General features: G+C 45.4%; 24 protein-coding genes and 1 rRNA gene. 18 read left to right on the top strand and 7 right to left on the bottom strand.

Annotation, left to right across the window (positions count from 1 at the left end):
* Nucleotides 1–101: 101 nt before the first annotated feature.
* Nucleotides 102–500, bottom strand: coding sequence for a ribosome-associated heat shock protein Hsp15 (hslR, locus tag sps_RS26845; protein WP_077755300.1), 399 nt, complete (start codon nucleotides 498–500; stop codon nucleotides 102–104).
* Nucleotides 501–780: 280 nt separating this feature from the next.
* Here hslR and gspC point away from each other — a divergent pair, with 280 nt between their 5' ends.
* From gspC to sps_RS26785, 12 genes are all read left to right on the top strand, one after another.
* On the top strand, nucleotides 781–1,689 hold the full coding sequence (gene gspC, locus sps_RS26840) for a type II secretion system protein GspC (protein ID WP_077755299.1): 909 nt from the start codon (nucleotides 781–783) through the stop codon (nucleotides 1,687–1,689).
* A gap of 98 nt (nucleotides 1,690–1,787) precedes the next feature.
* Nucleotides 1,788–3,953 (top strand): type II secretion system secretin GspD, encoded by a 2,166-nt coding sequence (gene gspD / locus sps_RS26835; protein WP_077755298.1) that lies wholly within the window; start codon nucleotides 1,788–1,790, stop codon nucleotides 3,951–3,953.
* Complete coding sequence (gene gspE / locus sps_RS26830; RefSeq protein ID WP_077755297.1) at nucleotides 3,946–5,517, top strand: type II secretion system ATPase GspE; 1,572 nt, start codon at nucleotides 3,946–3,948, stop codon at nucleotides 5,515–5,517. Before gspD ends, gspE begins: the two co-directional genes overlap by 8 nt.
* Before the next feature lie 61 nt (nucleotides 5,518–5,578).
* Entirely contained in the window at nucleotides 5,579–6,802 is a 1,224-nt protein-coding gene (gene gspF / locus sps_RS26825; RefSeq protein WP_077755296.1) for a type II secretion system inner membrane protein GspF, read from the top strand.
* A 111-nt stretch (nucleotides 6,803–6,913) separates the two neighbouring features.
* Nucleotides 6,914–7,348: a type II secretion system major pseudopilin GspG gene (gspG, locus tag sps_RS26820; protein ID WP_077755295.1), complete on the top strand. Its 435-nt coding sequence runs from the start codon at nucleotides 6,914–6,916 to the stop codon at nucleotides 7,346–7,348.
* A 108-nt stretch (nucleotides 7,349–7,456) separates the two neighbouring features.
* Entirely contained in the window at nucleotides 7,457–8,053 is a 597-nt protein-coding gene (gene gspH / locus sps_RS26815; protein WP_077755294.1) for a type II secretion system minor pseudopilin GspH, read from the top strand.
* Nucleotides 8,031–8,432 (top strand): type II secretion system minor pseudopilin GspI, encoded by a 402-nt coding sequence (gene gspI, locus sps_RS26810; protein ID WP_179948434.1) that lies wholly within the window; start codon nucleotides 8,031–8,033, stop codon nucleotides 8,430–8,432. Before gspH ends, gspI begins: the two co-directional genes overlap by 23 nt.
* Nucleotides 8,413–9,183: a type II secretion system minor pseudopilin GspJ gene (gspJ, locus tag sps_RS26805; RefSeq protein WP_077755292.1), complete on the top strand. Its 771-nt coding sequence runs from the start codon at nucleotides 8,413–8,415 to the stop codon at nucleotides 9,181–9,183. Before gspI ends, gspJ begins: the two co-directional genes overlap by 20 nt.
* A 33-nt stretch (nucleotides 9,184–9,216) precedes the next feature.
* Complete coding sequence (gene gspK / locus sps_RS26800) at nucleotides 9,217–10,224, top strand: type II secretion system minor pseudopilin GspK (RefSeq protein ID WP_169915952.1); 1,008 nt, start codon at nucleotides 9,217–9,219, stop codon at nucleotides 10,222–10,224.
* A 97-nt stretch (nucleotides 10,225–10,321) separates the two neighbouring features.
* Complete coding sequence (gspL, locus tag sps_RS26795; RefSeq protein WP_077755291.1) at nucleotides 10,322–11,515, top strand: type II secretion system protein GspL; 1,194 nt, start codon at nucleotides 10,322–10,324, stop codon at nucleotides 11,513–11,515.
* 1 nt (nucleotide 11,516) lies between these two features.
* Nucleotides 11,517–11,993, top strand: a complete 477-nt coding sequence (locus sps_RS26790; protein ID WP_077755290.1) for a type II secretion system protein M — start codon at nucleotides 11,517–11,519, stop codon at nucleotides 11,991–11,993.
* Nucleotides 11,994–12,020: 27 nt separating this feature from the next.
* A complete protein-coding gene (locus sps_RS26785; RefSeq protein WP_077755289.1) occupies nucleotides 12,021–12,782 on the top strand; it encodes a type II secretion system protein N in 762 nt (253 codons plus the stop codon).
* Between the two features lie 102 nt (nucleotides 12,783–12,884).
* On the opposite strand, the gene yrfG is transcribed toward sps_RS26785, so the two are convergent.
* The gene (yrfG, locus tag sps_RS26780; protein WP_077755288.1) at nucleotides 12,885–13,550 is read right to left on the bottom strand and encodes a GMP/IMP nucleotidase; all 666 of its coding nucleotides are present in this window, start codon (nucleotides 13,548–13,550) and stop codon (nucleotides 12,885–12,887) included.
* A 176-nt stretch (nucleotides 13,551–13,726) separates the two neighbouring features.
* Between yrfG and nudE the strand changes: the two genes are divergently transcribed.
* From nudE to sps_RS26765, 3 genes are all read left to right on the top strand, one after another.
* Complete coding sequence (gene nudE, locus sps_RS26775) at nucleotides 13,727–14,272, top strand: ADP compounds hydrolase NudE (RefSeq protein ID WP_077755287.1); 546 nt, start codon at nucleotides 13,727–13,729, stop codon at nucleotides 14,270–14,272.
* Between the two features lie 69 nt (nucleotides 14,273–14,341).
* Complete coding sequence (gene cysQ, locus sps_RS26770; RefSeq protein ID WP_077755286.1) at nucleotides 14,342–15,157, top strand: 3'(2'),5'-bisphosphate nucleotidase CysQ; 816 nt, start codon at nucleotides 14,342–14,344, stop codon at nucleotides 15,155–15,157.
* Nucleotides 15,158–15,257: 100 nt separating this feature from the next.
* On the top strand, nucleotides 15,258–17,030 hold the full coding sequence (locus sps_RS26765; RefSeq protein WP_077755285.1) for an MFS transporter: 1,773 nt from the start codon (nucleotides 15,258–15,260) through the stop codon (nucleotides 17,028–17,030).
* Between the two features lie 34 nt (nucleotides 17,031–17,064).
* Here sps_RS26765 and mnmH read toward each other — a convergent pair whose 3' ends face one another.
* The 3 genes from mnmH to sps_RS26750 all read right to left on the bottom strand — a co-directional run bounded on the left by mnmH (nucleotide 17,065) and on the right by sps_RS26750 (nucleotide 20,521).
* Entirely contained in the window at nucleotides 17,065–18,174 is a 1,110-nt protein-coding gene (gene mnmH / locus sps_RS26760; RefSeq protein ID WP_077755284.1) for a tRNA 2-selenouridine(34) synthase MnmH, read from the bottom strand.
* Nucleotides 18,174–19,214, bottom strand: a complete 1,041-nt coding sequence (gene selD, locus sps_RS26755) for a selenide, water dikinase SelD (RefSeq protein ID WP_077755283.1) — start codon at nucleotides 19,212–19,214, stop codon at nucleotides 18,174–18,176. Before selD ends, mnmH begins: the two co-directional genes overlap by 1 nt.
* A 200-nt stretch (nucleotides 19,215–19,414) precedes the next feature.
* Nucleotides 19,415–20,521 carry a fatty acid desaturase gene (locus tag sps_RS26750; RefSeq protein WP_077755282.1) on the bottom strand — a complete coding sequence of 369 codons (1,107 nt, stop codon included), beginning with the start codon at nucleotides 20,519–20,521 and terminating at the stop codon, nucleotides 19,415–19,417.
* A 154-nt stretch (nucleotides 20,522–20,675) separates the two neighbouring features.
* Here sps_RS26750 and fabR point away from each other — a divergent pair, with 154 nt between their 5' ends.
* On the top strand, nucleotides 20,676–21,290 hold the full coding sequence (fabR, locus tag sps_RS26745) for an HTH-type transcriptional repressor FabR (RefSeq protein ID WP_077755885.1): 615 nt from the start codon (nucleotides 20,676–20,678) through the stop codon (nucleotides 21,288–21,290).
* Between the two features lie 65 nt (nucleotides 21,291–21,355).
* Here the strand turns inward: fabR and trmA are convergent, their stop codons facing one another.
* A complete protein-coding gene (gene trmA, locus sps_RS26740) occupies nucleotides 21,356–22,453 on the bottom strand; it encodes a tRNA (uridine(54)-C5)-methyltransferase TrmA (RefSeq protein ID WP_077755281.1) in 1,098 nt (365 codons plus the stop codon).
* A gap of 195 nt (nucleotides 22,454–22,648) precedes the next feature.
* Between trmA and murI the strand changes: the two genes are divergently transcribed.
* Nucleotides 22,649–23,515 carry a glutamate racemase gene (gene murI / locus sps_RS26735; protein ID WP_077755280.1) on the top strand — a complete coding sequence of 289 codons (867 nt, stop codon included), beginning with the start codon at nucleotides 22,649–22,651 and terminating at the stop codon, nucleotides 23,513–23,515.
* 44 nt (nucleotides 23,516–23,559) lie between these two features.
* On the opposite strand, the gene sps_RS26730 is transcribed toward murI, so the two are convergent.
* A complete protein-coding gene (locus tag sps_RS26730) occupies nucleotides 23,560–24,030 on the bottom strand; it encodes an RNA recognition motif domain-containing protein (protein WP_005498395.1) in 471 nt (156 codons plus the stop codon).
* 765 nt (nucleotides 24,031–24,795) lie between these two features.
* Here sps_RS26730 and sps_RS26725 point away from each other — a divergent pair.
* Nucleotides 24,796–26,340, top strand: a 16S ribosomal RNA gene (locus sps_RS26725).
* Nucleotides 26,341–26,583 lie beyond the last annotated feature (243 nt).

Genomic DNA, 26,583 nt, shown 5'->3' with positions numbered 1-26,583 from the left:
CACAATTACATTTCTTCTGTAGCCGAACTATCGGCATCAATTAAATAGCTATATGGTGCCTAGAGCCCATTTTTTCAACGCTTAGGTTGATTTAAAGTGCATTAGCCTTCTTTAAAACGAATGAGTTGACGGCGTTGCTTCTTATCTGGTTTATGATCCGGTGCGGGGTTATTAAGTACATTCAAGCGTCTGGCTTCGGCATATGTCTCCCGCTTGACTATGCTTTCGGGTGTTTCCTGGTATAGAGTTTGTGCAATAATTGCTTTTTGTCGTTGTTCTGACAGTTTTTTTATGACTATTTCTTTTTCGTCATACCCCTGTCTTAGTTTTATTACAGCATCTAACTCTGCCATTTTACTCGACTTGGTTCGTTGGCCGTTATAGTAAACTTTGCCGCCATTGATCATTTCTTTGGCGATTGCACGTGTTTTATAAAAGCGTGCAGCCCATAGCCACTTATCCAATCGGACCGAGCTTGTTGGTTCGAGGGACTTGGTCATTGAGTCTCCGTAGTGTAACTCTAGTTGCTATTTGAAGGTGGATGAGGTCACATGCTAGGTAATAAATTGTCTTTTTAACGGGTTAATCGCCTAATATAGCGATCGGCTTCACACCCTTTTAAGGCGGGTAAAGTTAGCATGATTAGCTCTTTGTAGCCAATTTAGCCAGTGTTAAAGGCTTGTTGCGCTTGTTGAGCTTAGCAGTGTGGGGTAGCATGAGTCAGGATTTGCTAATTTATTATAATCAGAACAGAGACCTGTATAGAGGGTCCACATAAATATGGATTTATTAGATAAAGTTATTACTAAGGTCGCAGGTATACCACATAAGCCTTTGAGTACCGCTACTTTCTGGCTGGTTCTCGTGCTTGTTATTTACTTGTTAGCCCAGATCACTTGGAAGCTTATTCCTGCATCGGATGGAGCTCAAAGCTGGCGGCCAACGCCTGTCAGCTCGAGTTCCAGAAGTAATGTGAATATCGGCGAACTGCAACAGTTGGCGCTTTTTGGTAAGGCGGATGCTAATGCGTCTAAGCCCAAGGTTGAACCAGTAGCGGAGATGATCACTGATGCCCCCAAAACCTCCCTATCTATTCAGTTAACTGGTGTGGTTGCTTCGACCATACAGCAGAAAGGCTTAGCGGTTATCGCCTCAAGCGGCTCCCAAAATACCTATAGTTTAGGCGATAAGATTAAAGGCACTTCGGCATCCCTTAAAGAGGTCTATGCCGATCGCATCATCATTACCAATTCGGGTCGTTATGAAACGTTAATGCTTGATGGTCTAAAATATGAAACTAACAGTCAGGCCAATAAACAACTTCAACGCGCCAAATCGGTGAAGAAGATAGATCAACGCAAAAATAAGCAGGTGGCCCAAGAGATCAAGCGGTCTCGTGAGGAGTTACTTGCAGACCCGAGTAAAATCACTGACTTCCTATCCATATCTCCTGTTCGCAGTAACGGTGAATTGAATGGTTACCGCTTGAATCCGGGTAAGGACAGGGAACTGTTTAAGCAGGCAGGTTTTAAAGCCAACGATCTTGCTAAATCTATGAACGGTTATGATCTCACTTCAATGAGCCAATCGATGGAAGTGATGGCACAATTACCCGAGTTAACTGAAATATCTCTTATGGTTGAAAGAGATGGCCAGTTAATTGAGATCATGTTCAGTTTACCAGAATAACTAAAATTAGAGGGTGAGACGAATTCATAGTTTTCACACCTCATCAGTATTTGTTTGAGCCTTATGGGCGAACCTATGGGTTTATGGGAAGTAAATTAATGAATAATAAAAGTTTTCGCAGAAATTTAATTGCAGGGATTGTGATGGGAGCCTCCCTTTTAGCTCCTCAACTTGCTTGGTCTGAGCAGTATGCGGCTAATTTTAAAGGGACTGATATTCAAGAATTTATCAATATCGTTGGTAAAAACCTGAATCGCACCATTATTGTCGACCCTACGGTTCGCGGTAAGATCAATGTTCGCAGTTACGATCTACTCGATGATGAACAATATTATCAATTCTTCCTCAATGTGCTTCAGGTCTATGGTTATGCCGTCGTGGAGATGGATAACAATATTATTAAGGTGATCAAAGATAAGGATGCTAAGACGGCATCGATTCGCGTTGCCGATGACAATACTCCCGGTGTCGGTGATGAGATGGTGACCCGTATCGTCGCTCTATATAACACCGAAGCCAAACAACTCGCACCACTGCTTCGTCAGCTCAATGACAATGCCGGTGGCGGTAACGTAGTTAACTATGACCCATCGAATGTCTTGATGATCTCCGGCCGCGCAGCCGTGGTTAACAAATTGGTAGAGATCGTTCGCCGCGTCGATAAACAAGGTGATACCGAAGTTCAGGTGGTACCACTGGAATTTGCATCGGCGGGTGAGATAGTTCGCATTATCGAGACCTTAAACCGCGTTTCAGGTAACAAGTCTCAGTCCGGTCAGGCCCCCAAAGTAGTTGCCGATGAACGCATGAATGCAGTGGTTGTCAGTGGAGATGAGAAGGGCCGCTTACGTGTGGTCGAACTCATCAAGAAGCTCGATGCCGAGCAGGCAAGCACAGGTAACACTAAGGTTCGCTACCTGAGATATGCTAATGCAGAAGATCTCGTCGAGGTGTTGACTGGGTTTGCCGAGCAGCTGTCTAGTGATCAGGATAGCGGCGCTAAGCCCGGCGGTAACAAGCGCCGTAAAGATGTCAATATTATGGCCCATGCCGAAACGAATGCTTTAGTGATCACGGCGCAACCGGATCAGATGCGCACCATAGATAGTGTGATCAATCAGCTAGATATTCGCCGTGCTCAGGTCTTGGTCGAGGCGATAATCGTCGAAGTGGCCGAAGGTGATGATGTCGGTTTCGGTATCCAGTGGGCGACAGAATCTGGTGGTATGACCCAGTTCAATAACCTAGGTCCAACCATAGGTGAAGTGGGGGCAGGTGTCTGGTTAGCGCAAGATCAGAAAGCCTCACAGACTTGTACAGGTTCAGGTGACGGCAAAACATGTACCGATAATCCAGATACTCCAGGTGATATTACCGTGCTGGCCCAAGCATTAGGCAAGGTTAACGGTATGGCTTGGGGCGTGGCTATGGGAGACTTCGGCGCCTTGATCCAGGCGGTATCTAGCGATACCAAATCAAATGTACTGGCGACGCCTTCGATTACTACTTTAGATAATCAGGAAGCCTCGTTCATCGTTGGTGACGAGGTGCCTATCCTAACCGGAAGTCAGAGCTCGAGTAACGGTAGCAGTAGCCCTTTCACTACGGTGGAGCGTAAAGAAGTAGGGGTCAAACTAAAAGTTATCCCGCAGATCAACGAAGGCACCTCAGTTAAACTGACTATCGAGCAGGAAGTCTCGGGCATCAATGGTAAGACTGCCGTCGATGTTACTTTCGCGACTCGGCGTTTGACGACCACAGTAATGGCTGATTCGGGGCAGATCGTCGTCTTAGGCGGTCTGATCAACGAGGAAGTACAAGAGAGTGTGCAGAAGGTACCTTTCCTTGGTGATCTGCCAATTATTGGTCATCTGTTTAAGTCTTCTTCGAGCAGTAAAAAGAAGAAGAACCTGATGATATTTATCAAACCAACCATTATTCGTGATGGCATCACCATGGAAGGCATAGCGGGTCGTAAATATAACTACTTCCGCGCACTCCAGTTAGAGCAGCAAGATCGGGGTATTAACCTGATGCCTAATACCGAGGTGCCTGTGCTCGAAGAATGGAATCAGTCAGAATATCTGCCACCTGAGGTCAACGATATCCTAGAGCGTTACAAAGCGGGTAAAGGTCTGGAGACTAAGATGCGTGAGACAGATCCTGCCTTGAAACATATTTCAGAAAATAAAGATGGTATAAGCGAAAGTGTATCGGATGGTGCCGACAATAGTACGAGCACGGATGATAACGCCGATGAGTAATGGTCAAATCCCTCAGAGTGATGAGCTGGCGTTAGTTTCAGAAGAGGTTTGGCAAGACGCTGAAATTGACAGTGACGAAGAGTTTCGTTCCGATAGCAGGGAGCGCTTGCCCTTCGCTTTTTCCCATCGTTTTGATGTGGTGCTCGATACTGGTGTCGATGAAGCTTTGACCTTGTACCATACGGCAGCGACTCCCTTAGCCGCCTTACTTGAAGTCAGGCGTTACACTGGGCGTGAATTGCCTCTTGTGCAGCTAGTTCCGGCAGAGTTTGAGGCAAGATTGACTCAGGCATATCAGGCAAATTCTTCCGAGGCTCAGCAGCTGATGGAAGATATTGGTAATGAGATGGACTTGTATACGTTAGCCGAAGAGCTGCCTCAAACAGAAGACCTGCTCGAGGGCGATGACGATGCGCCTATCATCAAGCTGATCAACGCCTTGTTATCCGAGGCAATTAAAGAGGAAGCCTCAGACATTCATATCGAGACCTACGAGAAGCAACTCGTGGTGCGTTTTCGAGTCGATGGCATGTTGAAAGAGGTGCTCAAGCCAAATCGTAAGCTTTCATCCTTACTGGTTTCCCGTATCAAGGTGATGGCTCGTCTGGATATCGCCGAGAAGCGAGTCCCTCAGGATGGCCGTATCTCACTTCGGATCGGTGGTCGAGCCGTGGATGTACGTGTGTCGACGATGCCGTCGAGTCACGGCGAGCGTGTGGTGTTACGTCTGTTGGATAAGAATGCGGGTAACTTAGACCTGATTCAACTTGGTATGACAGAACAGGTCCGTATTAAATTCGATGAATTGATCCGTAAGCCCCATGGCATCATCTTGGTGACCGGGCCTACGGGTTCGGGTAAGAGTACGACGCTATATGCGGGTCTGACCGAACTAAACACTAAAGATACTAATATTTTGACTGTAGAAGACCCTATAGAGTATGAACTCGAGGGGATAGGTCAGACTCAGGTAAACACTAAGGTCGATATGACCTTTGCTCGCGGTCTGCGTGCGATTCTGCGACAAGATCCCGATGTGGTTATGATAGGAGAAATCCGCGACTTGGAAACGGCTCAAATTGCCGTTCAGGCATCATTAACGGGTCACATGGTGTTATCTACACTTCACACTAACACGGCTTCGGGCTCAATCACTCGATTACAGGACATGGGCGTGGAGCCTTTCTTAGTCTCATCTAGTCTATTGGGCGTACTGGCCCAACGTCTTATCCGTACCTTATGTTCCGAGTGTAAATCTGAGCATGTGCCGGATCAGAGTGAACGTAAGTTACTGGGTATGGGCGAAGATGATCAAAGTGTCATATATCGCGCCGAAGGCTGTAAGTCCTGTGGCAATAATGGTTATCGCGGCCGAACAGGTATCCATGAACTACTCATCGTCAACGACGATGTACGTGAACTTATCCATACCGGACGTGGTGAATTGGCCATCGAGAAACTTATTCGTCAGACGACTCCCAGTATTCGCCATGATGGCATGAGTAAAGTGTTGGCAGGAAAAACCACCCTCGAAGAGGTGTTACGCGTCACCCGCGAGGAGTAAGCCATGGGAGCATTTGAATACTTGGTTTTAGATAAAATAATTGAAGGTGTGGAGGTTTTTCATGCCTGCATTTGAATATAAGGCTTTAGATAAGCAAGGAAAACAGCAAAAAGGTGTGATCGAGGCCGATACTGCTCGTCATGCTCGCGGCCAGCTAAGAGATCAACGCTTGATGCCGCTGGAGATCAAGCCTGTTCTCGAGAAAGAGTCTAAGGCAAAGTCCGGAGGTAAGAGTCTCTTTCAGCGTGGTATATCCGTGGCAGAACTCGCACTCATCACTCGTCAAATTGCGACTCTGGTTGCGGCGGGCTTACCGGTGGAAGAAGCTTTGAAAGCGGTTGGCCAGCAGTGTGAGAAAGATCGTTTGGCGAGCATGGTCATGGCAGTACGTTCTCGGGTGGTCGAAGGTTATAGCCTAGCCGATTCTATGGCCGAATTTCCCCACATATTCGATGACCTCTATCGTGCCATGGTCGCGTCGGGAGAAAAGTCAGGCCATCTCGAGGTGGTGCTTAATCGCTTGGCGGATTACACCGAGCGTCGACAGCAACTAAAAAGTAAGATGACCCAGGCGATGATATACCCCGTTGTATTAACCGTTGTAGCCATCGGGGTAATCGCAATACTATTGGCGGCGGTTGTGCCCCAAGTTGTTGGCCAGTTTGAACATATGGGCCAACAACTACCCTGGACAACTCAATTATTGATTGCATCGTCAGATTTTGTCCGAGACTACGGACTGATTGTTTTAGGTGTGATGGTCGGTGGGTTTGTACTGTTTAAACGTCTACTAACTAAGCCAGAATACCGAATGAAGTTTGATGCTTTACTCCTCAAGTTACCCGTTATTAGCAGGATTAGTAAGGGGCTTAACACGGCACGCTTTGCTCGAACCCTGAGTATCTTAGCGGCGAGTTCAGTGCCACTGCTAGATGCGATGCGAATTGCCAGTGAGGTCTTGATTAATGTTAAGGTCAGACTTGCGGTGGAAGAGGCGACAGCGCGAGTTCGTGAAGGAACTAGTTTAGGTGCAGCATTGACGAATACGAAACTTTTTCCGCCTATGATGCTCTATATGATCACGTCGGGTGAGAAGAGTGGTCAGCTAGAGCAGATGCTTGAGCGAGCTGCTGATAACCAGGACAGAGAGTTCGAGTCGAATGTCACCATAGCACTGGGAATATTTGAGCCTATGCTGGTTGTCAGTATGGCTACAGTAGTGTTATTTATCGTCTTGGCTATTTTACAACCAATCTTAGAGCTGAATAATATGGTTAGTGGTTAAGTTTAGGATTAATTAAGTAATCGTGTTATCAGTTAAATAAGCTTTTCGTTATTCATTTTCTCTGAGCCTATATAGAGGTTCAGAGTCGTTTTTTTTAAGAGGATGTTGTTCATGCAAACAAGAAATAAGCAGAAAGGTTTCACCCTACTCGAAGTGATGGTGGTTATCGTGATTTTAGGGATTCTAGCTTCTATGGTTGTTCCCAACCTGATGGGAAACAAGGATAAGGCAGATCAACAGAAAGCAGTTTCAGATATCGTCGCCCTTGAAAATGCCTTAGACATGTATCGTTTGGACAACAGCATCTACCCAACGACAGAACAGGGTCTGGATGCCTTAGTACAAAAACCCAATAGCTCACCAGAGCCCCGTAATTACCGTGAAGATGGCTATGTGAAGCGTTTACCACAAGATCCATGGAGAAATGATTACTTGCTACTGAGTCCGGGTGAAAATGGCAAGCTTGATATCTTCAGTATGGGTCCCGATGGTCAGGCGGGCACAGAAGATGATATCGGTAACTGGAATCTACAGAATTTTCAGTAAGCACTGAAATTACTGGTCATTTGAATCAAAAACCTGAATCGATAATCATATGAAGTCATCATGGGCATACCAGCATATATCAGACTTTTCTCTCTTTGGGACTAGCCGATGAAGCAATTGCGCCAGAAAGGTTTTACCTTAATGGAAGTGCTCTTAGTAGTGCTCTTGATGGGCTTGGCTGCCTCGGCAGTGACTATGACTATGAGCGGTGCCGATCGAAAGAAGGAGCTCGAGAGGACGGCCCTACAGTTTATGGCCGCTACCGAGATGGTACTCGATGAAACTGTGCTCAGTGGTCACTTCATCGGTATTGTCATCGAAGATACCAGTTATAAATATGTCTTCTACGATGAAGGTAAATGGAAGTCATTAGATAGAGATCGTATTCTCGCCGAACGGCAGATGGAGGATGGGGTTGAGATTAGCTTGGTCCTCGATGGTCTACCTCTTGTGCAAGAAGATGAAGAGCAAGATTCCTGGTTCGACGAGCCCTTCATAGATGAGAAGACCGAAGAGGAGAAAAAGAAGTCTCCTGAGCCACAGATCTTGTTATTCCCAAGTGGTGAGATGAGCTCTTTCGAGATGACCTTCTTCAGTGAAGATGAGCAAGGCCAAGAAATTGAAGCATTAGTCGTTGGTGACTCCCTCGGGCGTTTAACTCTGGGGAGAGGCGATGAGTTCGATGGCGGTGACAATGGGCACTAATCACTTCAATAACATCAGAGCTAAAGGCATGACCTTGTTGGAAGTCATAGTGGCTCTGGCGGTGTTTTCCATTGCGGCAGTATCTATTACTAAGAGCTTGGGAGATCAAATCGCCAACATGCCCATCTTAGAAGAGCGTACCTACGCACAATGGGTGGCTGATAATGTGATGGTCGATGCCAGATTGGAGGCTAAGTTTCCTGATATCGGCAAAAAAGATGGCGAAATGGAGCTGGCTGGCCTCGATTGGTATTGGCGTAAAGAGATCGTGAAAACTTCAGATGACAAATTTCGCATGATACGTGTCAGTGTCAGCAACGATTCACGTTATAAACGAATTGTTGCCCAAGTGAGCAGTTATGTACTTAATCCGGAATAGACGCAATGGGGGCTTCACTTTACTCGAGATGTTGATAGCGATTGCTATCTTCGCCATGATCGGCCTGGCGGCAAATGCGGTCTTGAGTACTGTCATTAAAAACGATGAAGTCACTAAAGAGTTTTCCACTAAATTAAAGGCGATGCAGCAAGGATTTGGTGCATTAGAGCGCGATTTAGGTCAAATGGTGGCCAGAACGCCAAGATTGTTGGAAGGTGGGCGTGGTACCACAGTATTTCAAACCGGTTCAGATATTTTGGATTCCGAATCTGAGGCGCTAGTATTTTTCCGTCTAGGCTGGCTAAACCCCGATGGGATTTTGCCCCGTGGCAGCATACAGTCGGTGGCATATGTGGTCAGAGATGGCGCCTTGGAGCGCTGGTATTACCCTTATCCTGAGCCTGAATTCGGGGCGGAGCCGATAAAGACCATAGTGATGCGAGGCGTGATATCGGTTAAGTACTCCTTCTTTATGGAAGATAAGTGGGAAAGAAAAGTCGATGGATCTAAATTGCCTAAAGCGATAGCCATGGAAATTGAATTAGAGGGCCTAGGCAAGATCCAACGTAAATTCTTATTGCCCTTAGGTGCACCAGTACCTTCAGATAATAACAACGGCGGCAATAATAACGGCGGTAATAACAACGGCGACGATGATAACAAGGACGGCGGTAATAACAATGACAGCAATAACGGTGGTGGCACCAACAATGGTGGCGGTACTAATAATGACGATAAAAATGGCAGATAACCTGATGGGTAATCTACAGCAGGTGCTTAGCGAGTGAGTAAATTCCCAGCTAAACAGCGGGGCGTCGCCCTTATCGTGGTGATGCTAATTGTTGCCATGGTGGCGATTATCGCCACGAATATTAATAGCCGTAATCAGTTATCTGTGCGTCGAACCTTAAATTTGGCGGAGTATGATCAGGCATTCTGGTACGCCATTTCCGCCGAAGAGTTAGCTAAAAAAATACTTAAGCAAGATTTCGAAGACGCAGATGGTACGGTACACCTACAGCAATATTGGGCTCAAGCTGATGTGGTGTTTCCCGCAGAGAATGGTGAGATCGGCGGTACAATTTCAGACTTGCAGTCTTGCTTTAACCTCAATGCACTGTCGGTCGAAAGTGTTAAGGGGGCCGGAGGTAACGGTCAGCCTAAGTTGCCACTGGCGGGGGTACAATATAAAGGTTTACTGGTTGCCTTGGGTATGGATGATTTCGGTGCCGAGCGGCTAACTTATACCCTAAAAGATTATATCGATGAAGACGCGACGGCGAGCCAATTTGGCGCCGAAGATGCAGATTATGAGTCCCGTGCAGTGCCATATCGTGCAGCTAACACCTTGATGAGCCATCGTAGTGAACTAAGGGCCGTACTGGGGTATACACAAGATATCTACCTTAAGTTGTTACCATACATTTGTGTGATACCCGGTAATAATAAACAGGTACTGAATGTGAATACCATTAAGGTCGAACAGGCGGCGCTACTTGCAGGCATGTTTGATAATAAGATCTCTGTGGGTGAGGCTGAAAACATCATCAATCAGCGCCCTGGGGATGGATTTGAGAAGATTGAGGATTTTACCGAGATCTCATCCATATCAAGCCTAATAGCGGCAGATGCGGCGTTAAAAACCAGCTTTACAGTCACTACGGAATTCTTCAAGTTGGAGGCGGGTGCTAAAGTTGAGAATGCCACTTTCCGGCTAGATAGCGTGCTAAAAGTGGCTAATAGCGGTGGTAGTATAGATGTACTAACGCGTCAATTTGGCGGACAGAAATAATCCTGTCGATACCGGCTATCGTCAGTGAGCATAATAAAAATAACATAAGCTTGTCTGAAACCGATTTGGTAAGGGATGAGGTTAGTGGAGAACAGATTTGAGTGAAAGACTATTAATCCGCTTAGGAACAAGTCAGGAGCAAGCTTGCTCATGGCTAGTTTGGTCTGAGCTGGAGCAGGAAATTATAGGTTCTGGTGAACTGAAAGATGCCCTAGAATTGGCTAGTCTGACTGAGCGAGCCGGCAATCGCCCCGTCGATATTCTTGTTCCCTCATCGGCGATAACTTTGACCCAAGTGGAACTGCCCGAGAAGGGGCAACGTCAAGCGATCCAAGCATTACCTTTCATGCTGGAAGAGAACTTGGCTGAAAATGTTGATGATCTGCACTTTGTCACCGGCCCTCGCGAGGGCGAGTTTCTTAGTGTGGCTGTAGTTGCCCATGACCAGATGCGAACCTGGTTAACTTGGCTCAGTGATGCGGGGTTAAAGGCTAAGCGCATTGTCCCTGATTGCTTGGCATTGCCTTTGGAACAGTGCCAGTGGGCTGCCATTAAGTTTAATCAGGAATATTTACTCAGAACAGGCGCTGGAGTTGGAGTGAGTCTGAGTGAAGACTGGATGAATATGGTACTGCCAAGGCTGCTGCCATCGGATAGCGAGGCCATGGTAACCGTTGCCGGTTACAGCGAGCTGAATTTAGCCGGTACTCAGATACAGGCGCAGGAACTCGAGCTTCCTATGTTAGTTCTGGCTAAAGGCATCTTAACGGCCCCGATCAACCTTTTGTCTGGAAGTTATACCCCTAAACGTGAGTATGGTAAACATATACAAATTTGGCGAAATGCTGCGATTATCACTGTGGTAGCCTTGGTGCTGGCGCTGGTGAATAAAGGGCTCAATATTCACCAACTGAATACAGAGCATGCGCGTCTGAAGCAGCAGAGCGAGATTATTTTTAAACAAGCCGTCCCTGGAACCTCACGTATAGTAAACCTTAGATCTCAAATGGATAGGCATCTAAGAAACATGCAGGGCAGTGGAGGGGGGAGTGAGTTCTTTTCTATGCTTGAAGGCTTAGAGGAGGCATTTACTCAGGTGCCTCAGTTAAAGCCTACTACGCTACGTTTCGATAGTGCCCGCAGTGAGCTGCGTATGCAGGTTACTGCCAAGAGCTATGCCCAGGTAGAGCAGTTTAAGGAGATTGTTTCTCGTTCATACAGGCTGGACTCGGGTGCGATGAACAGTGGTGAAGATTCAGTGACCAGTACATTAACGTTGAGGAGTAAGTAACATGGAAAACGTTAAAGTATGGTGGAATGGTCTTATCTTACGTGAGAAGCAGCTTGTTAGCGCATGTGGTGTCTTTTTAATTATTGGTATTCTCTATTGGGGGATCTGGGCACCAATATCGAATGCGGAAATCGATGCAGAAAGAGGCCTACAGGCACAACAGAGTACCCTTAACTTTGTTAAGCAGACGGCGAATAAGATAGCCGGTCTTAAAGAAAGTGGTAATAAAGCCAGCTTCAAAGGGAGCCTTAGTGCCGCGGTGAATCAGAGTGCTGGGGCGTTTGGTCTAGAGATCACTCGTATGCAGCCTCAAGGTAAGAAAATTCAAATTTGGATGGATGATGTGCCTTTCGATGCCTTGCTCGGCTACCTCAATGAACTGGTACAAGTTAAGGGCCTATCCTTAGACAGTATTGACTTAGCCGAGTCTGATACAGTGGGTTTAGTGCGTGTTCGTCGTATTCAATTGTCGCAGTAATGATTATTTTTTTATTAAGGTGTAGTAGTGAATTTAGCTAAAAAGATTATCATCGGCGTGTGTATCTATCTGGTGTTTTTACTGGCGTTGTTGCCTGCCAGTGTGGCGATAAAGCTCGCGCCTCTGCCTAATAACATCAGCTTGAGTGGTATTTCAGGCTCAATATGGTCGGGAAGTATCGAGTCTGTGACCATACAAAAGAGACAATTGGAGCAGGTTCAGTGGCAGCTGAGTCCTTGGGCTTTGTTTTTGGGTCAGGCCAAAATAGATCTGGTTATAGGCAATCGAGGAGCGGCGGTTAGCGGTAAAGGTCTAGTCATTCTATCCATGAGCGGAATTGATGCGGAAGGTTTAAGATTCGAAGCGCCATCTAGCTTCCTATTAGGCAATAATCGCTTACCCTTTCGTACTAAAATTGGTGGCGATATTAGTTTGTTTATCGATCGTCTCGAGCAAGGGACTCCTTGGTGTGAGCAGTTGAATGGTAAGCTGTTTGTTAATCGTGCCGGAGTAAAAAATCAGTTCGGCAACTATCCTCTTGGAGATATAGAGCTAGGGCTGAGTTGTGTCGATGGCAATGTGAAAGTGAAATCTGATGAGACCATGAATCAGCTAGGTTTTACCGGGACTTTGGTGCTTCAGGCTGAGAAAGTGGTGCAAGTCAGCGCTAAGATAAAAGAGACTGCCTCACAGCCTGAAGACCTGAAGAAGGCATTGGCCTTCCTGGGGAAGAAAGACAGTCAAGGCTACTATCCGATCAGTTACCAAGGTAGGATCCCAGGGCTATAAATAATACCAATCAAAATAAGAGCTATAGATTGCGGGCTTAATCTCTTACCAAGTAAAGCAGAAGGCACCACCAATAGGTGCCTTTTTGATATCTGGGGTAAGCTAATCTGCCAGAAGATCATCCAGTAATAGCTGATAATCTCCTATTGCAGGAAAATCGCTAAACACTTTATTAGGTTTCTGGCTGTCTGGGTTTGTGATACCCAGCTGATAGCCTACGCCGGCATCTTTTGCTGCTTGCAATATATCTTCGTTATCATCGATAAACAGGCATCGACTTGGGTCTAACTGGAACTGTAAGAACAGATGTTGCCAGAAGTGGGGATGCTCTTTCGGGTAACCAGTTTCATGGCTGGAGAGCATATGATCAAGTCCAACTGCCAGGTCTGTATGCTCCAGTTTCAGGGCCAAGCTCTTGGGGTGAGCATTGGTGACCAGAATGCGTGACTTTTTCTGTTCACCGAGGGCGGACAGAAATGGCATGCTGTCTTGCCTTAATTGAATTCTATCGACTAAGGTTTTGTGCAGCCTTAGGATATCTAACCCTAATTCACTTTCCCAATAATCTAAGCTGTACCAGTCTAAAGTGCCGAAGACTTTACCGTAAGATGACTCTACTAACGCTTGTGCAGCTTGGCTATCTAAGCCTCTCTGCCGACTTAACTCAGTCGGGACTAAGCTTAACCAAAAGTGATTATCGAAATGTAGATCCAGTAAGGTTCCATCCATATCGAGTAACACAGTATCTATCTCATTCCATGGAAACATCATTATTCCGTTTTAGTTGTTATGAAGTGTAGGGTTTTACTTTGAGAGTACAAGTTATTCAATTATTAATACTAATCTATCTAATTCCTTAATCAAGGCAGTTTCTGGTTGTAGATTAAAAACAGGATAGTAAGATTGTATTGTTAAGCATTTATCCAATTGGCCTAGGGGCTCCTATGAAGCACAAGAAACCGGAAATTCTAGGTTCAGAGATTGTTGCGCAAAGCCGCTTGTTTAAAATAGAGCAGGTAAACCTTAAATTCTCCAATCAGGTCGAGCGACAGTATGAGCGGATGAAGGGCAATAATCGTGGTGCTGTGATGGTGGTGCCAGTGCTCAATGGAGAGACTCTGTTGTTGGGTCGCGAATATGCCGCCGGCACTCATACTTATGAACTTGGTTTTCCGAAAGGTTTAATCGATCCCGGTGAGGAGGCTCATGAAGCGGCTAACCGCGAACTTCAGGAAGAGATTGGGTTTGGGGCAAGAAAGCTGACCCATCTGATGGAACTGAGTCTAGCTCCTGGTTACTTTGCCAGTAAGATGCAGGTTTTTATTGCCGAAGAACTTTATGAAAGCGTTCTGGAAGGAGATGAGCCTGAGCCTATCGAAATGGTTCCCTGGCCACTGGATAACTGGCAATCTTTGCTCGAACAGGAAGATTTTTCAGAGTCGAGGAGCGTAAGCGCCTTGTTTTTGGCTCAAAAATATCTAAAACTATAAGTGTTTGAAACATAATTATAAGAACCCTTTTCTTATATGAGTATGAGTGAGTCGGCTGTTGGAGCAGTTATGAAGCCAGAAGAGTACGTAGAACAAGCAATTGATATTGCAGTTGAAGCGGGAATAAAGATACGAGATATCTATCTTAAAGGGACTTTCGAGAAAGAGATAAAGTCTGATAATACGCCAGTGACTTCCGCTGATATTGCTGCCCATAATATTATCACCTCTGCATTACAAGCCTTGACTCCTGATATCCCGGTGCTTTCCGAGGAGGATGCGAATATTCCTTTCTCTGAGCGCAAGGACTGGCAACGATATTGGTTGGTCGATCCTTTAGATGGGACTGGTGAGTTTATTGCGGGAAGCGGTGATTTCTCTGTGATCATCGCATTGATAGAGCATAATCGACCTATCATGGGCATAGTGTATGTGCCTATGACTGAAGTATGTTACTACGCTATTGCTGGGTTAGGTGCCTATAAGCGTGATGGTCAATCTGAGGTCAGGATAATGAGCCGTCAGTTGCCAGATGATCAAGATCCACCGCTAAAGTTAGCTGTTAGCCGGCGCCAAGATCCTCAGTCGGTACTTAAATTATTTAGTCATACAAAACATTGTGAGTTGATCGTACTCGGTGGAGCCGCTTTAAAGAGCTGTCTGGTGGCAGAAGGAAAGGCCGATTGTTATGTTCGTATCGGGCCAACGGGTGAGTGGGATACCGGAGCCGCTCAGATCATTGTTGAAGAGGCTGGCGGACAGATCATGGACATTGAGCTACAGCCTTTGAGTTATAATGAGCGGGAATCTTTAGAAAATCCTAACTTCATAGTGGTAGGCTCTCCTCACTTGGCTTGGGATGTTCTGCTAACAGCAGAGAGTTAAACTAATATAGTTAAACAGGCCATCAATCAAGGATGGCCTTTTCTTTTTTATGGCTTACACAAGTCTCTATCGGCTCAGGATGATAGATTAGAGGGTAATTATGATTTTGACTCGACGTTTCCTGCCCTATTTTATTACTCAGTGTCTAGGGGCATTGAACGACAATGTCTATAAAAATATGTTGTTACTCTTGGTCACCTATTCTCAAGTTGGTAGCCTGCCTATAGATGTAAATCTATTTGTTAATCTAGCCGCCGGTTTATTTATTCTTCCTTTCTTTCTTTTTTCTGCTCATGCAGGCCTTATTGCCGACAATATCGATAAAGCGATATTAATTCGACGTCTCAAATTGTTAGAGGTGATCATCATGTGCTGTGGTGCGGCGGCGATTGTAAGCCAAAGCTACCTCCTCATGTTGGTGTTACTCTTTCTGATGGGGACACAATCGGCTTTCTTTGGCCCGGTTAAATATTCACTTTTGCCTATGGTATTGAAAGATATTGAGTTGGTGAGGGGCAATGCCTGGGTGGAGATGGGAACCTTTATCTCTATATTGATAGGCACCATAGTCGCGGGTCTAATCGTTGCCAGCGATAATGCCACTACGTTAGCAGCAATAACCGTTGTTATTTTAGCATCTGTTGGCTATATCTCGAGTCGGTTTATCCCTTCTATTCCCTTGATCATTAAACCTAAAAAACTGAGGTTTACTCCCTTTTCCGGTTCGATAGAGAGTCTTAAGAAAGTTCGACGAACGCCTTCTATATGGATGGCTGTATTGGCCATTAGCTGGTTTTGGTTTATAGGTGCCACCTATCTTACTCAGTTTCCCAATTTTGCTAAGTTACACTTACATGCCGGAGCCACAGTGGTCTCCTTATTGTTAGCCTTGTTTTCTATCGGTATAGCGGCGGGGTCATTTTTATGTGATCGCATGTCATTTAAACAAGTCGAGTTAGGCTTGCTGCCTTTCGGCTTGCTGGGCTTGACCATTTTCGGCATCGACCTCTATTGGTCTGTACCTAGCTTAAATCCAGTTGATGTCTATACAGCTGGCAGCTTCATTGGCGAGTCTTCACATTATCGGCTCATGTTCGATCTATTTATGGTGGGAGCGAGCGGTGGTCTATTTATCGTTCCCTTATATGCATTTATTCAGGCGAGGACTAAAGAGGGGGAGTGTGCTCAGGCCATTGCGGCAAATAACATAATGAATGCATTGTTCATGGTTATGTCAGCCGCCTTTGCCATCATTTTCTTGGGCCCTCTGGGTGGGAGTATATTGCAGTTATTTTTGGTGCTTGCTGTGTCCAATATAGTGGTCGGTGCCTTGCTGTTTATCAATTTACCAGAGCTAAGGTTAAGGCTGGTAACTTACCTCTTGGCTAGATTCATACATCCACTCTCTGTGACTCAAGGTGATACTTTACCTAAACGCGGAGGCGCAATATTAATTGGATCATCGGATTCAGCAAAAGAGCTGTTTCTGATACAGAGCCTTTCTGTGCGACCGATATGTTTTATATTGAACCAGCCTCTTGGCACAGGGTTTTTGGCCAAATTGCTAAGAACGTCGGGAAATATTTTAGAACTAGCCTCGGGCAAGCAAGAAAAAGCCGATGAGGAAACTCAGGAGTATATCGAGCGGATCACTAAGGCATTGCATAATGAGGAGCTGGTTTATTTGTCCCCAAAAGAGTATTTGGAGCTTAGCGAGATCCTCGAAGCCTTGATTGAGCCAATATTGAAACTGAGTATCTCATTGAAGCCTTTGGCTCCTAGTGGAGACACCAGCGCTGATAACATGGCGCCGAGTAGAAGAGTAGGTGTGGTGTTAACCCAAAGAGCAAACATACCTCTAGAAAATGACTAGAGGTAGTGATAACGGACAGGCTTGAGCATTAAGCTTATGTGCGAGCCGAATAGTCGTCTAACCATTCATGCATTGCCTGATGGGAGCCCTTAAATAAGACTCGAGCTTGTTTCTTGTCCAGCTGATACTGATACATGGGGTCGTAATACTTGTTGAGTAGCAGGGATATCCATTCTAGGTGGGCCTCTGTACTGCTTGTTTGCTGTTGAATTTTCAGTGCATTGGTAATAATAGACTGGAACTCATCATGTAACTGGCCACCGAGTCGCTTCTTAATACCTGTGATACTTTGGCTCAAATACTCAGAAAACGCGACAAAGCCATCTTCTTCACCTAATCGGTCTATGTAGCCGGAATGCATCTTATGAACGTATTCATCTAATAATCTAGCATGTCTATCTTCATTCGATTCATCTAGCACTAAGATCTGAGCCGTTTGCATGGCGCTGTAAAATGTCTTGGGTATTGCAGAGCGGCCAATAAGGAAACTTTCATCTTCTAAGACTAAGCAGCGCTCAGCTCTCTGCTGATGTCGTAATAATTCTACAGCTAAACGGCTTTCAAAATTTATCTGTGTAGGCTGGGGCTCATGGTAACGACCGAAACTCGATCCTCTATGATGGGCAATGCCCTCCAAATCGACGGATTCGGAACGCTTGACTAAGAAGTCCGTTTTTCCACTGCCAGTGATCCCACTGAGAATAAATACTGGTTGCTGCTGGGGAGCTTCATCGATCACATCGATAAGATACTGGCGCATAGCCTTGTAACCACCTTCTACATAGGGGATCTCCAAGCCTGCATCTTTAAGCCATTGCTGAGTCAGCTGAGATCTTAGGCCGCCGCGAAAGCAATATAGGTAAGCATTTGGGTTTTTATCAAAATACTCCAGCCAGGCATCCACCCTTTGCTGTTTTATTTTGCCTTTAACCAGAGTGTGTCCGAGCTTGATAGCTGCTTCTTGGCCATTTTTCTTATAGCAAGTGCCTACCTTCTGTCGTTCGCTATCTTGCATTAGCGGGAGGCTAGTACTGGCTGGGAATGCACCCTTGTTAAATTCGAGTGGCGCTCTGACATCCATCATAGGGTGACCCGATAGCATGATCTCTTTGTAAGCGCTCTTAGGGACTAGATGCTGGCTCATTAGATGAGTTCCACTAGTGTTGCTTGTGACGCATTGGTCATGGTACCAATACACTCTGTTGGAATCTTGTTATTGACTAGCAAGCGAATTAATTCTTGCTCGGCTTCGGGCGCTACAGATATGAGTAAACCGCCGCTGGTTTGTGGGTCACATATAATGCCTTTCTGCTCATCTGTGAGGCTAGGCAAATGTTCGCTGTAGCTATCGTAGTTTCTGTGTGTGCCACCCGGTATACAGCCCATCTCAAGATAAGCCTTAGCCTTAGTTAATAGTGGTAGCGTCGAAACTTGGATCCGTGAATTGAGTTTAGCACCCTGGCACATCTCGATAAGATGCCCGGCAAGCCCGAACCCAGTAACATCTGTCATGGCATTAACCCCGGAAATTTTTGCGATTGCAGGGCCTAATAAATTTAGTTCGCACATGGCATCGGCGGCAATATTGATATCTTCAGGCGCAATTTTTTTCTGCTTCTGTGCTGTAGTTAAGATGCCTATACCTAAAGGTTTAGTCAGATAGAGCTTATCGCCAGGTTGAGCTGTATTATTTTTCTTAAGCTCGCCAAGTGGGATTTGCCCAGTTACAGCGAGCCCAAATATGGGCTCTGGGGAATCGATACTGTGGCCACCGGCCAACATGATCCCGGCATCTTCACAGGCTTGACGCCCGCCATCGACAACTTGCTGAGCCACTTCTGCTGGTAAGGTATTAACTGGCCAGCCCAAAATTGCAATGGCCATCATAGGTGTGCCGCCCATGGCATAGATATCGCTGATAGCATTAGTTGCAGCGATTCTACCGAAGGTGAAAGGGTCATCGACGATGGGCATAAAGAAGTCTGTGGTGCTGATGATGCCGGTTTCTTCGTTGAGTTTGTAAACGGCTGCATCATCTCGGGTTTGATTGCCCACTAATAGCTTGGGGTCTTCGAATACCGGAAGCTGAGAAGCTAATATAGTACCTAGGACTTTTGGTGATATTTTACATCCACATCCAGCGCCATGGCTGTATTCGGTAAGCTTGATTTTAGATTCTGACATGAACTCAAAAGTCCCTTTAAAAGGTAATTAGGCGGTCATGATAGTCCTATCGTCAGGCTACTTCAATTAACAGTGTTCTGGAATGAAGACTGGGAGGGGGACTAGGATGGATAAGGATGACCGATAAGCAAGCTAACGCGTGCAACTCCAGTAAAAATAACGGCTCGACAGGTATGTTATCGAGCCGTTTTATCAAGAAGCTAAGCGTAAGTCGCAGTGAGTAGCTTCCAGTTCTTATGCTGTAGGATGAAACGTTGTTTCATCTCGTCGACTTGCTGTACTAATTGCTTGTTGGCTAACTGTTTGCGTTTTGCTTCGAGCAGCTCTTTCTTTGCCTGGTAATAATCAGCCAGGTGAGATTTTAATATCTCATACTCTGCCTGCAGCTTTTCTAACACTTCATCGCAGTTACTGAGAGTCGAGACACGATCTTGGGTACGTTGCAGTTGCATCTTGAGTTTGGCAGTCTCAATTCTCTCTTGAGGAGTGACACGTAGATCTCTTGCTAGTCCACACCAATTGAGGGAGTTAATTAGCCACTTGGTTGGATCGTAGTGCCACCAATGTATACCGTTACGATAGTCATTTTCGAAGATATGATGGAAGTTATGATAGCCTTCTCCATAGGTAAGTAGAGCTATAAAGCCATTATCTCGCGCGGTATTCTTATCTGTATATGGCTGGCTTCCCCATACGTGAGCCAATGAGTTGATAAAGAAGGTGCAATGTTGCACAACAACTAGCCTTAACAGACCAGCCATGAGTAGCATTGCCAGAATGTCCCCATTGAGCCAACCTAAAAATGCGGGTAATCCTACATTCATCAAAATAACCAAAGCTAGATAGTATTTGTGCTGCCACATGACTATCTTGTCATTTTGAAGATCTCGAACATTCTTGTAATCGTGATAACGCTGAGACTGATATTCTCTCAGCATCCAACCTATGTGGCTGTACCAAAATCCCATCTTAGCTGAGTAAGGGTCTTTATCATTATTATCGACATGCTTATGATGGACTCTGTGGTCCGAAGACCAGTGAAGAGCGCTATTTTGTAGCGCTAGTGCCCCGCCAAGAGCAAAAAGGAAGCGTACAGGAGCCTTAGCTTTATAGGTCTTGTGTGACCAAAGGCGGTGATAACCGGCAGTGATCGACAAGCCACTAGCAAAAGCGAAGCCTATGAAAGCAAGCCATTCCGTTAGGCCATAGCCCTGTGTCATGCCGTACCAAGGAACGAGTATCGCTGCCCCTAGGAAGGTGATTAAAAAGAAGGCTACATTGGTCCAAATTAATGGGGGTTTGTTCATTATTCTTATCCAGTTCGACTTTGAGCGTACATCTGTACGCTAATTTAGCTTGCAAAACGGTTTTGGTCAAGTCTGAAACACTAGTTAGGGGCTGTGTTTTAGTGTCAAAAAATGTATTATCTCGAGATAACATTTAAGTTTCGGATCTACCATGATGGGCGTAAGAGCACAGCAGAAAGAGAAGACGCGAAGGGCGCTTGTCGATGCCGCATTTAATCAACTCAATGCCGAGCGTAGTTTTTCGAGTCTAAGTTTACGGGAAGTTGCTCGCGAAGCAAAGATAGCACCAACCTCTTTCTATCGACATTTTAAAGATATGAATGAGCTAGGCCTGACCATGGTTGATGAAGGCGGCCTAACGCTCAGACAGATGATGCGTAAGGGACGGCAGAGAGCCGAAGCTGGCGGTAGTGTTATTCGTATCTCAGTCGATACATTTATGGAAGTGCTTGAGTCTAATCCGAATGTGTTTAGAATTTTATTGCATGAGCGTTCTGGCACATCGGCTCCTTTTAGGGCTGCTGTAGCCCGTGAAATAGAGCATTTTATTTCAGAGTTGACTCATTATACTGAAGCTACGGCAAATAGAAGCCCTGAACTTGCCAGAGCTCAAGCCGAAGCCTTAGTCACCTTAGTCTTTAATGCCGGAGCGGCAGCACTGGATATGAAGCGAGTCGATAGAAAAGTACTTGCTGATAGATTAGTTATTCAGTTACGTATGGTGGCCAAGGGGTCTGAAGCCTTACAAAATAAGCTAGATAGAAGATAGCTTCACAATAAAAGGGCTTATTAAGGCCCTTTATCACTTATGACGTTAACTGATACTTTCTGAGTTTACTTTCTTTCTAAGAAGACACCTGACTCCATATGGTCTGTATATGGAAACTGATCGAACAGGGCAAATCGAGTGACATTATGTGTCTTAGTCAGCTCGGCTAAGTTTTCAGTCAAGGTGTTAGGGTTGCAAGAAATGTAAACTATGCGCTCATAGCCTTGAACTAGCTTGACCGTATTTGAATCTAAGCCAGCTCGTGGTGGGTCTACAAAGATGGTATTACAATTATAACTGTCTAGATCTATTCCTTCCAGACGTCTAAAGCTTCTCTTTTTAGCCATCGCGTCGGTGAAGTCTTCTGCAGACATTCGTATTATCTGCAAATTATCGATATTGTTGATTTCGATATTGTATTGAGCCGACTGAACCGAAGGTTTAGCCAATTCAGTCGCTAGTACACGATCGAAGTTTTGCGCTAAAGCGATAGAAAAATTGCCGTTACCACAATAAAGCTCTAATAGGTCACCAGTGCTGTTTTTGGTGACATCTATAGCCCATTCGAGCATTTTTACCGAAACCTTGCCATTGGGCTGAGTGAAACTGTTTTCGATTTGATGATAGTGAAGCAGATTACCGTTAACGCTTAGGGTTTCAACAACGAAATCTTTATCGAAAATGAGTTTCTGTTTACGGGCTCTACCGATCAAGTTGACTTTGAACCTAGAGGCCAGTTTGTTCTTAAGAGCCTTAGCCTCTGCTTCCCACTGCTGATCCAGTTGCTTATGGTAAAGTAAGGAAACTAAGATCTCGCCACTCAGGGTTGAGAGAAAATCGATTTGAAATAATCTATGTCTTAGTGTGGTGTTAGGCTTTAACTCTTCGATTAGGGCCGGCATCATCTCGTTAATCAGTTTGCTGGCTGGAAGAAATTGGTCGCAACGAACCTTGCTGTCTAGGGCTTTATCGAACATGTAGTAATACATGTCATCACCGTCATGCCAGATTCTAAATTCACAGCGCATACGATAATGAGCCGTTTCTGAGCCGAAGATTTCTAACCTCGGTGTATCAAAGTCAGTAAATATATGTTCCAGCTTGATTCGCTTACCTTCGAGTTGCGCATCATAGGTCTTAGGATCCATTGCTGCTAAATTCATTTATTGATCACCTTGGTTTAATTTGGGGCGGAATTATTATACTAGATGGCTGATATGTCCAGTTTCTGGCTTTCGATTTATAGAATCTTGTGTGAAAATTGCATTTTGCTCCTCTTTAATAGTATTTAGGAGTAGCAATAAGAGCAACTAGCAGTTATTACCAATAAGAGTGACCTACGTTAATGGAGAAGTGTCTTGTCTAAACCTATACTCGTTTTCGACTCAGGAATTGGTGGTTTAACTATTCTTGATGAGATCAGACAAGCCCTGCCTAATGAGAATTATCTTTATTTGTTCGATAATGCTCGCTTACCTTACGGTGAACTAGGAGAACAGGAGCTAATCTCTGGCTGCTTATCTCTCATTACAGGTTTCGTGCAAGAAGAGTCCGTTTCTATGGTGATCATAGCCTGTAATACAGCTAGCACGCTTATATTACCATCACTTCGGGCTGTGTTAAATATTCCGGTCGTCGGGGTTGTACCGGCAATTAAGCCTGCGGCTCTTTTATCCCGAAACAAACACATAGGCCTGCTTGCTACTCCAGGTACGATAAAGCGTGCTTATACCCATGAGTTAATAGATCAATTTGCCAGTGGGTGCACGGTCGAACTTTATGCTTCATCAGAACTTGTAATGCTAGCGGAACAAAAAGCCGCAGGAAATCCGATTACTCAGCATCAGTTGGCACAAATATTAAGACCTATTCATCAAAGTGAACTCGATACTTTAGTTCTGGGTTGTACCCACTTCCCCATACTGAAACGGGAGATGCAAGAATACCTAGGGGATAAGGTATTACTGCTAGATTCTGGAAAGGCCGTTGCGGCACGAGTATTAACCTTGAAGCTAAGGATTCAGCAGGAACTGTTGCAGGGCGTACTGAGTAAGCAAGATGATGAATACAGAGATGTGAACAGGGAAGAGTTAGAACAAGAAAGTAAAAATACGCTTTATGGGACTGAGCTAGCCTACTATACCTCTGAGAGAATTGGGCAAGGTCTGAAAAAGACATTAGCCAAGTTTGGTTTTTCTAAAACCTTTAGAGTGAGTCACTCATAATAGAATTTAGAATACAAACTGGCTAATATCCTGTCACCTAAGAATTAGGCGTTTTCGTTACGTTCGCTCTTATCTGAATCTTGAGACTTTGCTTCTCGGACCTTCAAGGTTCGCTCTTGAAAGTCAAATTCATTTAACTTAGACATGGCTTTCTGCGCACCAGCTTCCGACATCTCGATGAAACCGAAACCTTTACGGCGTCCGGTCTTGCGATCACGTACTAATCTGACTGAATTTACAGGGCCGTATTTACCAAATAACTCTTTTACTTCTCCTTCATGTACACGGTAAGGAAGATTACCTACATAAAGAGTCATTGTTGGACCTGTGTATTGTTCAACACTTGCGGCATTATCACCGGCTTCTGTTGATTGGCCTTTTAGGGAAAAGATAACGCTAGCAATAATGGCACCAGTAAAGAAAGCGACTGCAGCGTTTAACTCGGGAGCGACAAAATGAATCGCTACTGCGCCAAGGATGGCGATAATCAAAACAATAAGAAATGGCTTTTGCATAAATATGATCTCTGAAGAATTGATAAATAACTGTTAATAGCAGGTATATGGTAATGAATTATTTAGCATTACACTAGTCCGTTGCCGAAAAAATGAACTTAATGGTGAAGTAATTTTAATAAAAGGTTAATAAAGAAGCGTGTGAAGGGTGAAAAATAAGCTTAAATTAGCGAGGTGTTTAAAACTTCAGCGGATGATTCGATAACGTATAAAAAGGCCTTGCGCGCTCGGAGAATCTCCCTATAATGCGCATCCACTGACACGGCAAACCAGTCCTACTAAGCATTAAGTTAAGTAAGACGGGTTATATAAAATAGTCGAGTCAGGGTAGCAAGTGAGCTAAGGATTTAATCATTTTTAATGATTGAAATTCTTTTTAAAAAAGCCCTTGACGCCAACAACGGGAAGTGTAGAATACGCCTCCTCAAGCCAACGACCTAGCGTCACGGCGGCATCTGAAAGAATGATGCAACGCTCTTTAACAATTTATCAAGTAATCTGTGTGGGCACTCACAGGTGTTGAGTTATTCGAAATTACCTTCTGTTCTTCGGAATGTCGGTAATCAAAAATTTAACTCGATGAACCACTGAGTGACCATAGCAACTTTGGTTTCTACTTTCTTACTCTCACGAGCAAGCAAAGTAAATTCAAAGAAGCAAATATGTAAGCTTCATTGGCATTCTCTTTATAGAGAGTGGTTAGTGAAAAACAGTATAATTCATTGAGCCGATGTCATTTTCGAAAGGAAGTGCATCAAAAAACTTTAATTGAAGAGTTTGATCATGGCTCAGATTGAACGCTGGCGGCAGGCCTAACACATGCAAGTCGAGCGGAAACAGGAAGGTGCTTGCACCTTTGCTGTCGAGCGGCGGACGGGTGAGTAATGCCTAGGGAACTGCCCAGTCGAGGGGGATAACAGTTGGAAACGACTGCTAATACCGCATACGCCCTACGGGGGAAAGGAGGGGACCTTCGGGCCTTTCGCGATTGGATGTACCTAGGTGGGATTAGCTAGTTGGTAAGGTAATGGCTTACCAAGGCAACGATCCCTAGCTGGTCTGAGAGGATGATCAGCCACACTGGAACTGAGACACGGTCCAGACTCCTACGGGAGGCAGCAGTGGGGAATATTGCACAATGGGCGAAAGCCTGATGCAGCCATGCCGCGTGTGTGAAGAAGGCCTTCGGGTTGTAAAGCACTTTCAGCGAGGAGGAAAGGTTGTAGTTTAATAAACTATAGCTGTGACGTTACTCGCAGAAGAAGCACCGGCTAACTTCGTGCCAGCAGCCGCGGTAATACGAGGGGTGCAAGCGTTAATCGGAATTACTGGGCGTAAAGCGTACGCAGGCGGTTTGTTAAGCAAGATGTGAAAGCCCCGGGCTCAACCTGGGAATTGCATTTTGAACTGGCAAACTAGAGTCTTGTAGAGGGGGGTAGAATTTCAGGTGTAGCGGTGAAATGCGTAGAGATCTGAAGGAATACCGGTGGCGAAGGCGGCCCCCTGGACAAAGACTGACGCTCAGGTACGAAAGCGTGGGGAGCAAACAGGATTAGATACCCTGGTAGTCCACGCCGTAAACGATGTCTACTCGGAATTTGGTGTCTTGAACACTGGGTTCTCAAGCTAACGCATTAAGTAGACCGCCTGGGGAGTACGGCCGCAAGGTTAAAACTCAAATGAATTGACGGGGGCCCGCACAAGCGGTGGAGCATGTGGTTTAATTCGATGCAACGCGAAGAACCTTACCTACTCTTGACATCCACAGAACTTTCCAGAGATGGATTGGTGCCTTCGGGAACTGTGAGACAGGTGCTGCATGGCTGTCGTCAGCTCGTGTTGTGAAATGTTGGGTTAAGTCCCGCAACGAGCGCAACCCTTATCCTTATTTGCCAGCACGTAATGGTGGGAACTTTAGGGAGACTGCCGGTGATAAACCGGAGGAAGGTGGGGACGACGTCAAGTCATCATGGCCCTTACGAGTAGGGCTACACACGTGCTACAATGGTCGGTACAGAGGGTCGCAAAGCCGCGAGGTCAAGCTAATCCCACAAAGCCGGTCGTAGTCCGGATCGGAGTCTGCAACTCGACTCCGTGAAGTCGGAATCGCTAGTAATCGTAGATCAGAATGCTACGGTGAATACGTTCCCGGGCCTTGTACACACCGCCCGTCACACCATGGGAGTGGGCTGCACCAGAAGTAGATAGCTTAACCTTTCGGGGAGGGCGTTTACCACGGTGTGGTTCATGACTGGGGTGAAGTCGTAACAAGGTAGCCCTAGGGGAACCTGGGGCTGGATCACCTCCTTACCTATACGACTAACTTAATATTTGTTGAGTGTTCACACAGATAACTTGTTCTTGTTAGAGCGAGAAACGCACCTTTACGGTGTAGTTTGTTCTTTAAAAATTTGGAAAGCTGATAGTGTTAATGCGAAAGGGACTATTGTGAAAGCGACGTCGTAAGATGAAGTGATAGCAGTGGTTAATAGCATTAGCGCGAAAAATAAATAATTGAGTTCTCAAACACTTAAATCAAGTGCCGACTCATTC

Source organism: Shewanella psychrophila, assembly GCF_002005305.1.
Classification (GTDB): Bacteria; Pseudomonadota; Gammaproteobacteria; order Enterobacterales; family Shewanellaceae; genus Shewanella; species Shewanella psychrophila.
This window is presented reverse-complemented; position numbering and strand designations above follow the sequence as displayed.

Bases quoted from the DNA above. Each gene is read 5' to 3' on its own strand.
- hslR (WP_077755300.1), bottom strand. From the start codon at position 500: ATGACCAAGTCCCTCGAACCAACAAGCTCGGTCCGATTGGATAAGTGG.
- gspC (WP_077755299.1), top strand. From the start codon at position 781: ATGGATTTATTAGATAAAGTTATTACTAAGGTCGCAGGTATACCACAT.
- gspD (WP_077755298.1), top strand. From the start codon at position 1,788: ATGAATAATAAAAGTTTTCGCAGAAATTTAATTGCAGGGATTGTGATG.
- gspE (WP_077755297.1), top strand. From the start codon at position 3,946: ATGAGTAATGGTCAAATCCCTCAGAGTGATGAGCTGGCGTTAGTTTCA.
- gspF (WP_077755296.1), top strand. From the start codon at position 5,579: ATGCCTGCATTTGAATATAAGGCTTTAGATAAGCAAGGAAAACAGCAA.
- gspG (WP_077755295.1), top strand. From the start codon at position 6,914: ATGCAAACAAGAAATAAGCAGAAAGGTTTCACCCTACTCGAAGTGATG.
- gspH (WP_077755294.1), top strand. From the start codon at position 7,457: ATGAAGCAATTGCGCCAGAAAGGTTTTACCTTAATGGAAGTGCTCTTA.
- gspI (WP_179948434.1), top strand. From the start codon at position 8,031: ATGGCGGTGACAATGGGCACTAATCACTTCAATAACATCAGAGCTAAA.
- gspJ (WP_077755292.1), top strand. From the start codon at position 8,413: ATGTACTTAATCCGGAATAGACGCAATGGGGGCTTCACTTTACTCGAG.
- sps_RS26790 (WP_077755290.1), top strand. From the start codon at position 11,517: ATGGAAAACGTTAAAGTATGGTGGAATGGTCTTATCTTACGTGAGAAG.
- yrfG (WP_077755288.1), bottom strand. From the start codon at position 13,550: ATGTTTCCATGGAATGAGATAGATACTGTGTTACTCGATATGGATGGA.
- nudE (WP_077755287.1), top strand. From the start codon at position 13,727: ATGAAGCACAAGAAACCGGAAATTCTAGGTTCAGAGATTGTTGCGCAA.
- cysQ (WP_077755286.1), top strand. From the start codon at position 14,342: ATGAAGCCAGAAGAGTACGTAGAACAAGCAATTGATATTGCAGTTGAA.
- sps_RS26765 (WP_077755285.1), top strand. From the start codon at position 15,258: ATGATTTTGACTCGACGTTTCCTGCCCTATTTTATTACTCAGTGTCTA.
- mnmH (WP_077755284.1), bottom strand. From the start codon at position 18,174: ATGAGCCAGCATCTAGTCCCTAAGAGCGCTTACAAAGAGATCATGCTA.
- selD (WP_077755283.1), bottom strand. From the start codon at position 19,214: ATGTCAGAATCTAAAATCAAGCTTACCGAATACAGCCATGGCGCTGGA.
- sps_RS26750 (WP_077755282.1), bottom strand. From the start codon at position 20,521: ATGAACAAACCCCCATTAATTTGGACCAATGTAGCCTTCTTTTTAATC.
- fabR (WP_077755885.1), top strand. From the start codon at position 20,676: ATGGGCGTAAGAGCACAGCAGAAAGAGAAGACGCGAAGGGCGCTTGTC.
- trmA (WP_077755281.1), bottom strand. From the start codon at position 22,453: ATGAATTTAGCAGCAATGGATCCTAAGACCTATGATGCGCAACTCGAA.
- sps_RS26730 (WP_005498395.1), bottom strand. From the start codon at position 24,030: ATGCAAAAGCCATTTCTTATTGTTTTGATTATCGCCATCCTTGGCGCA.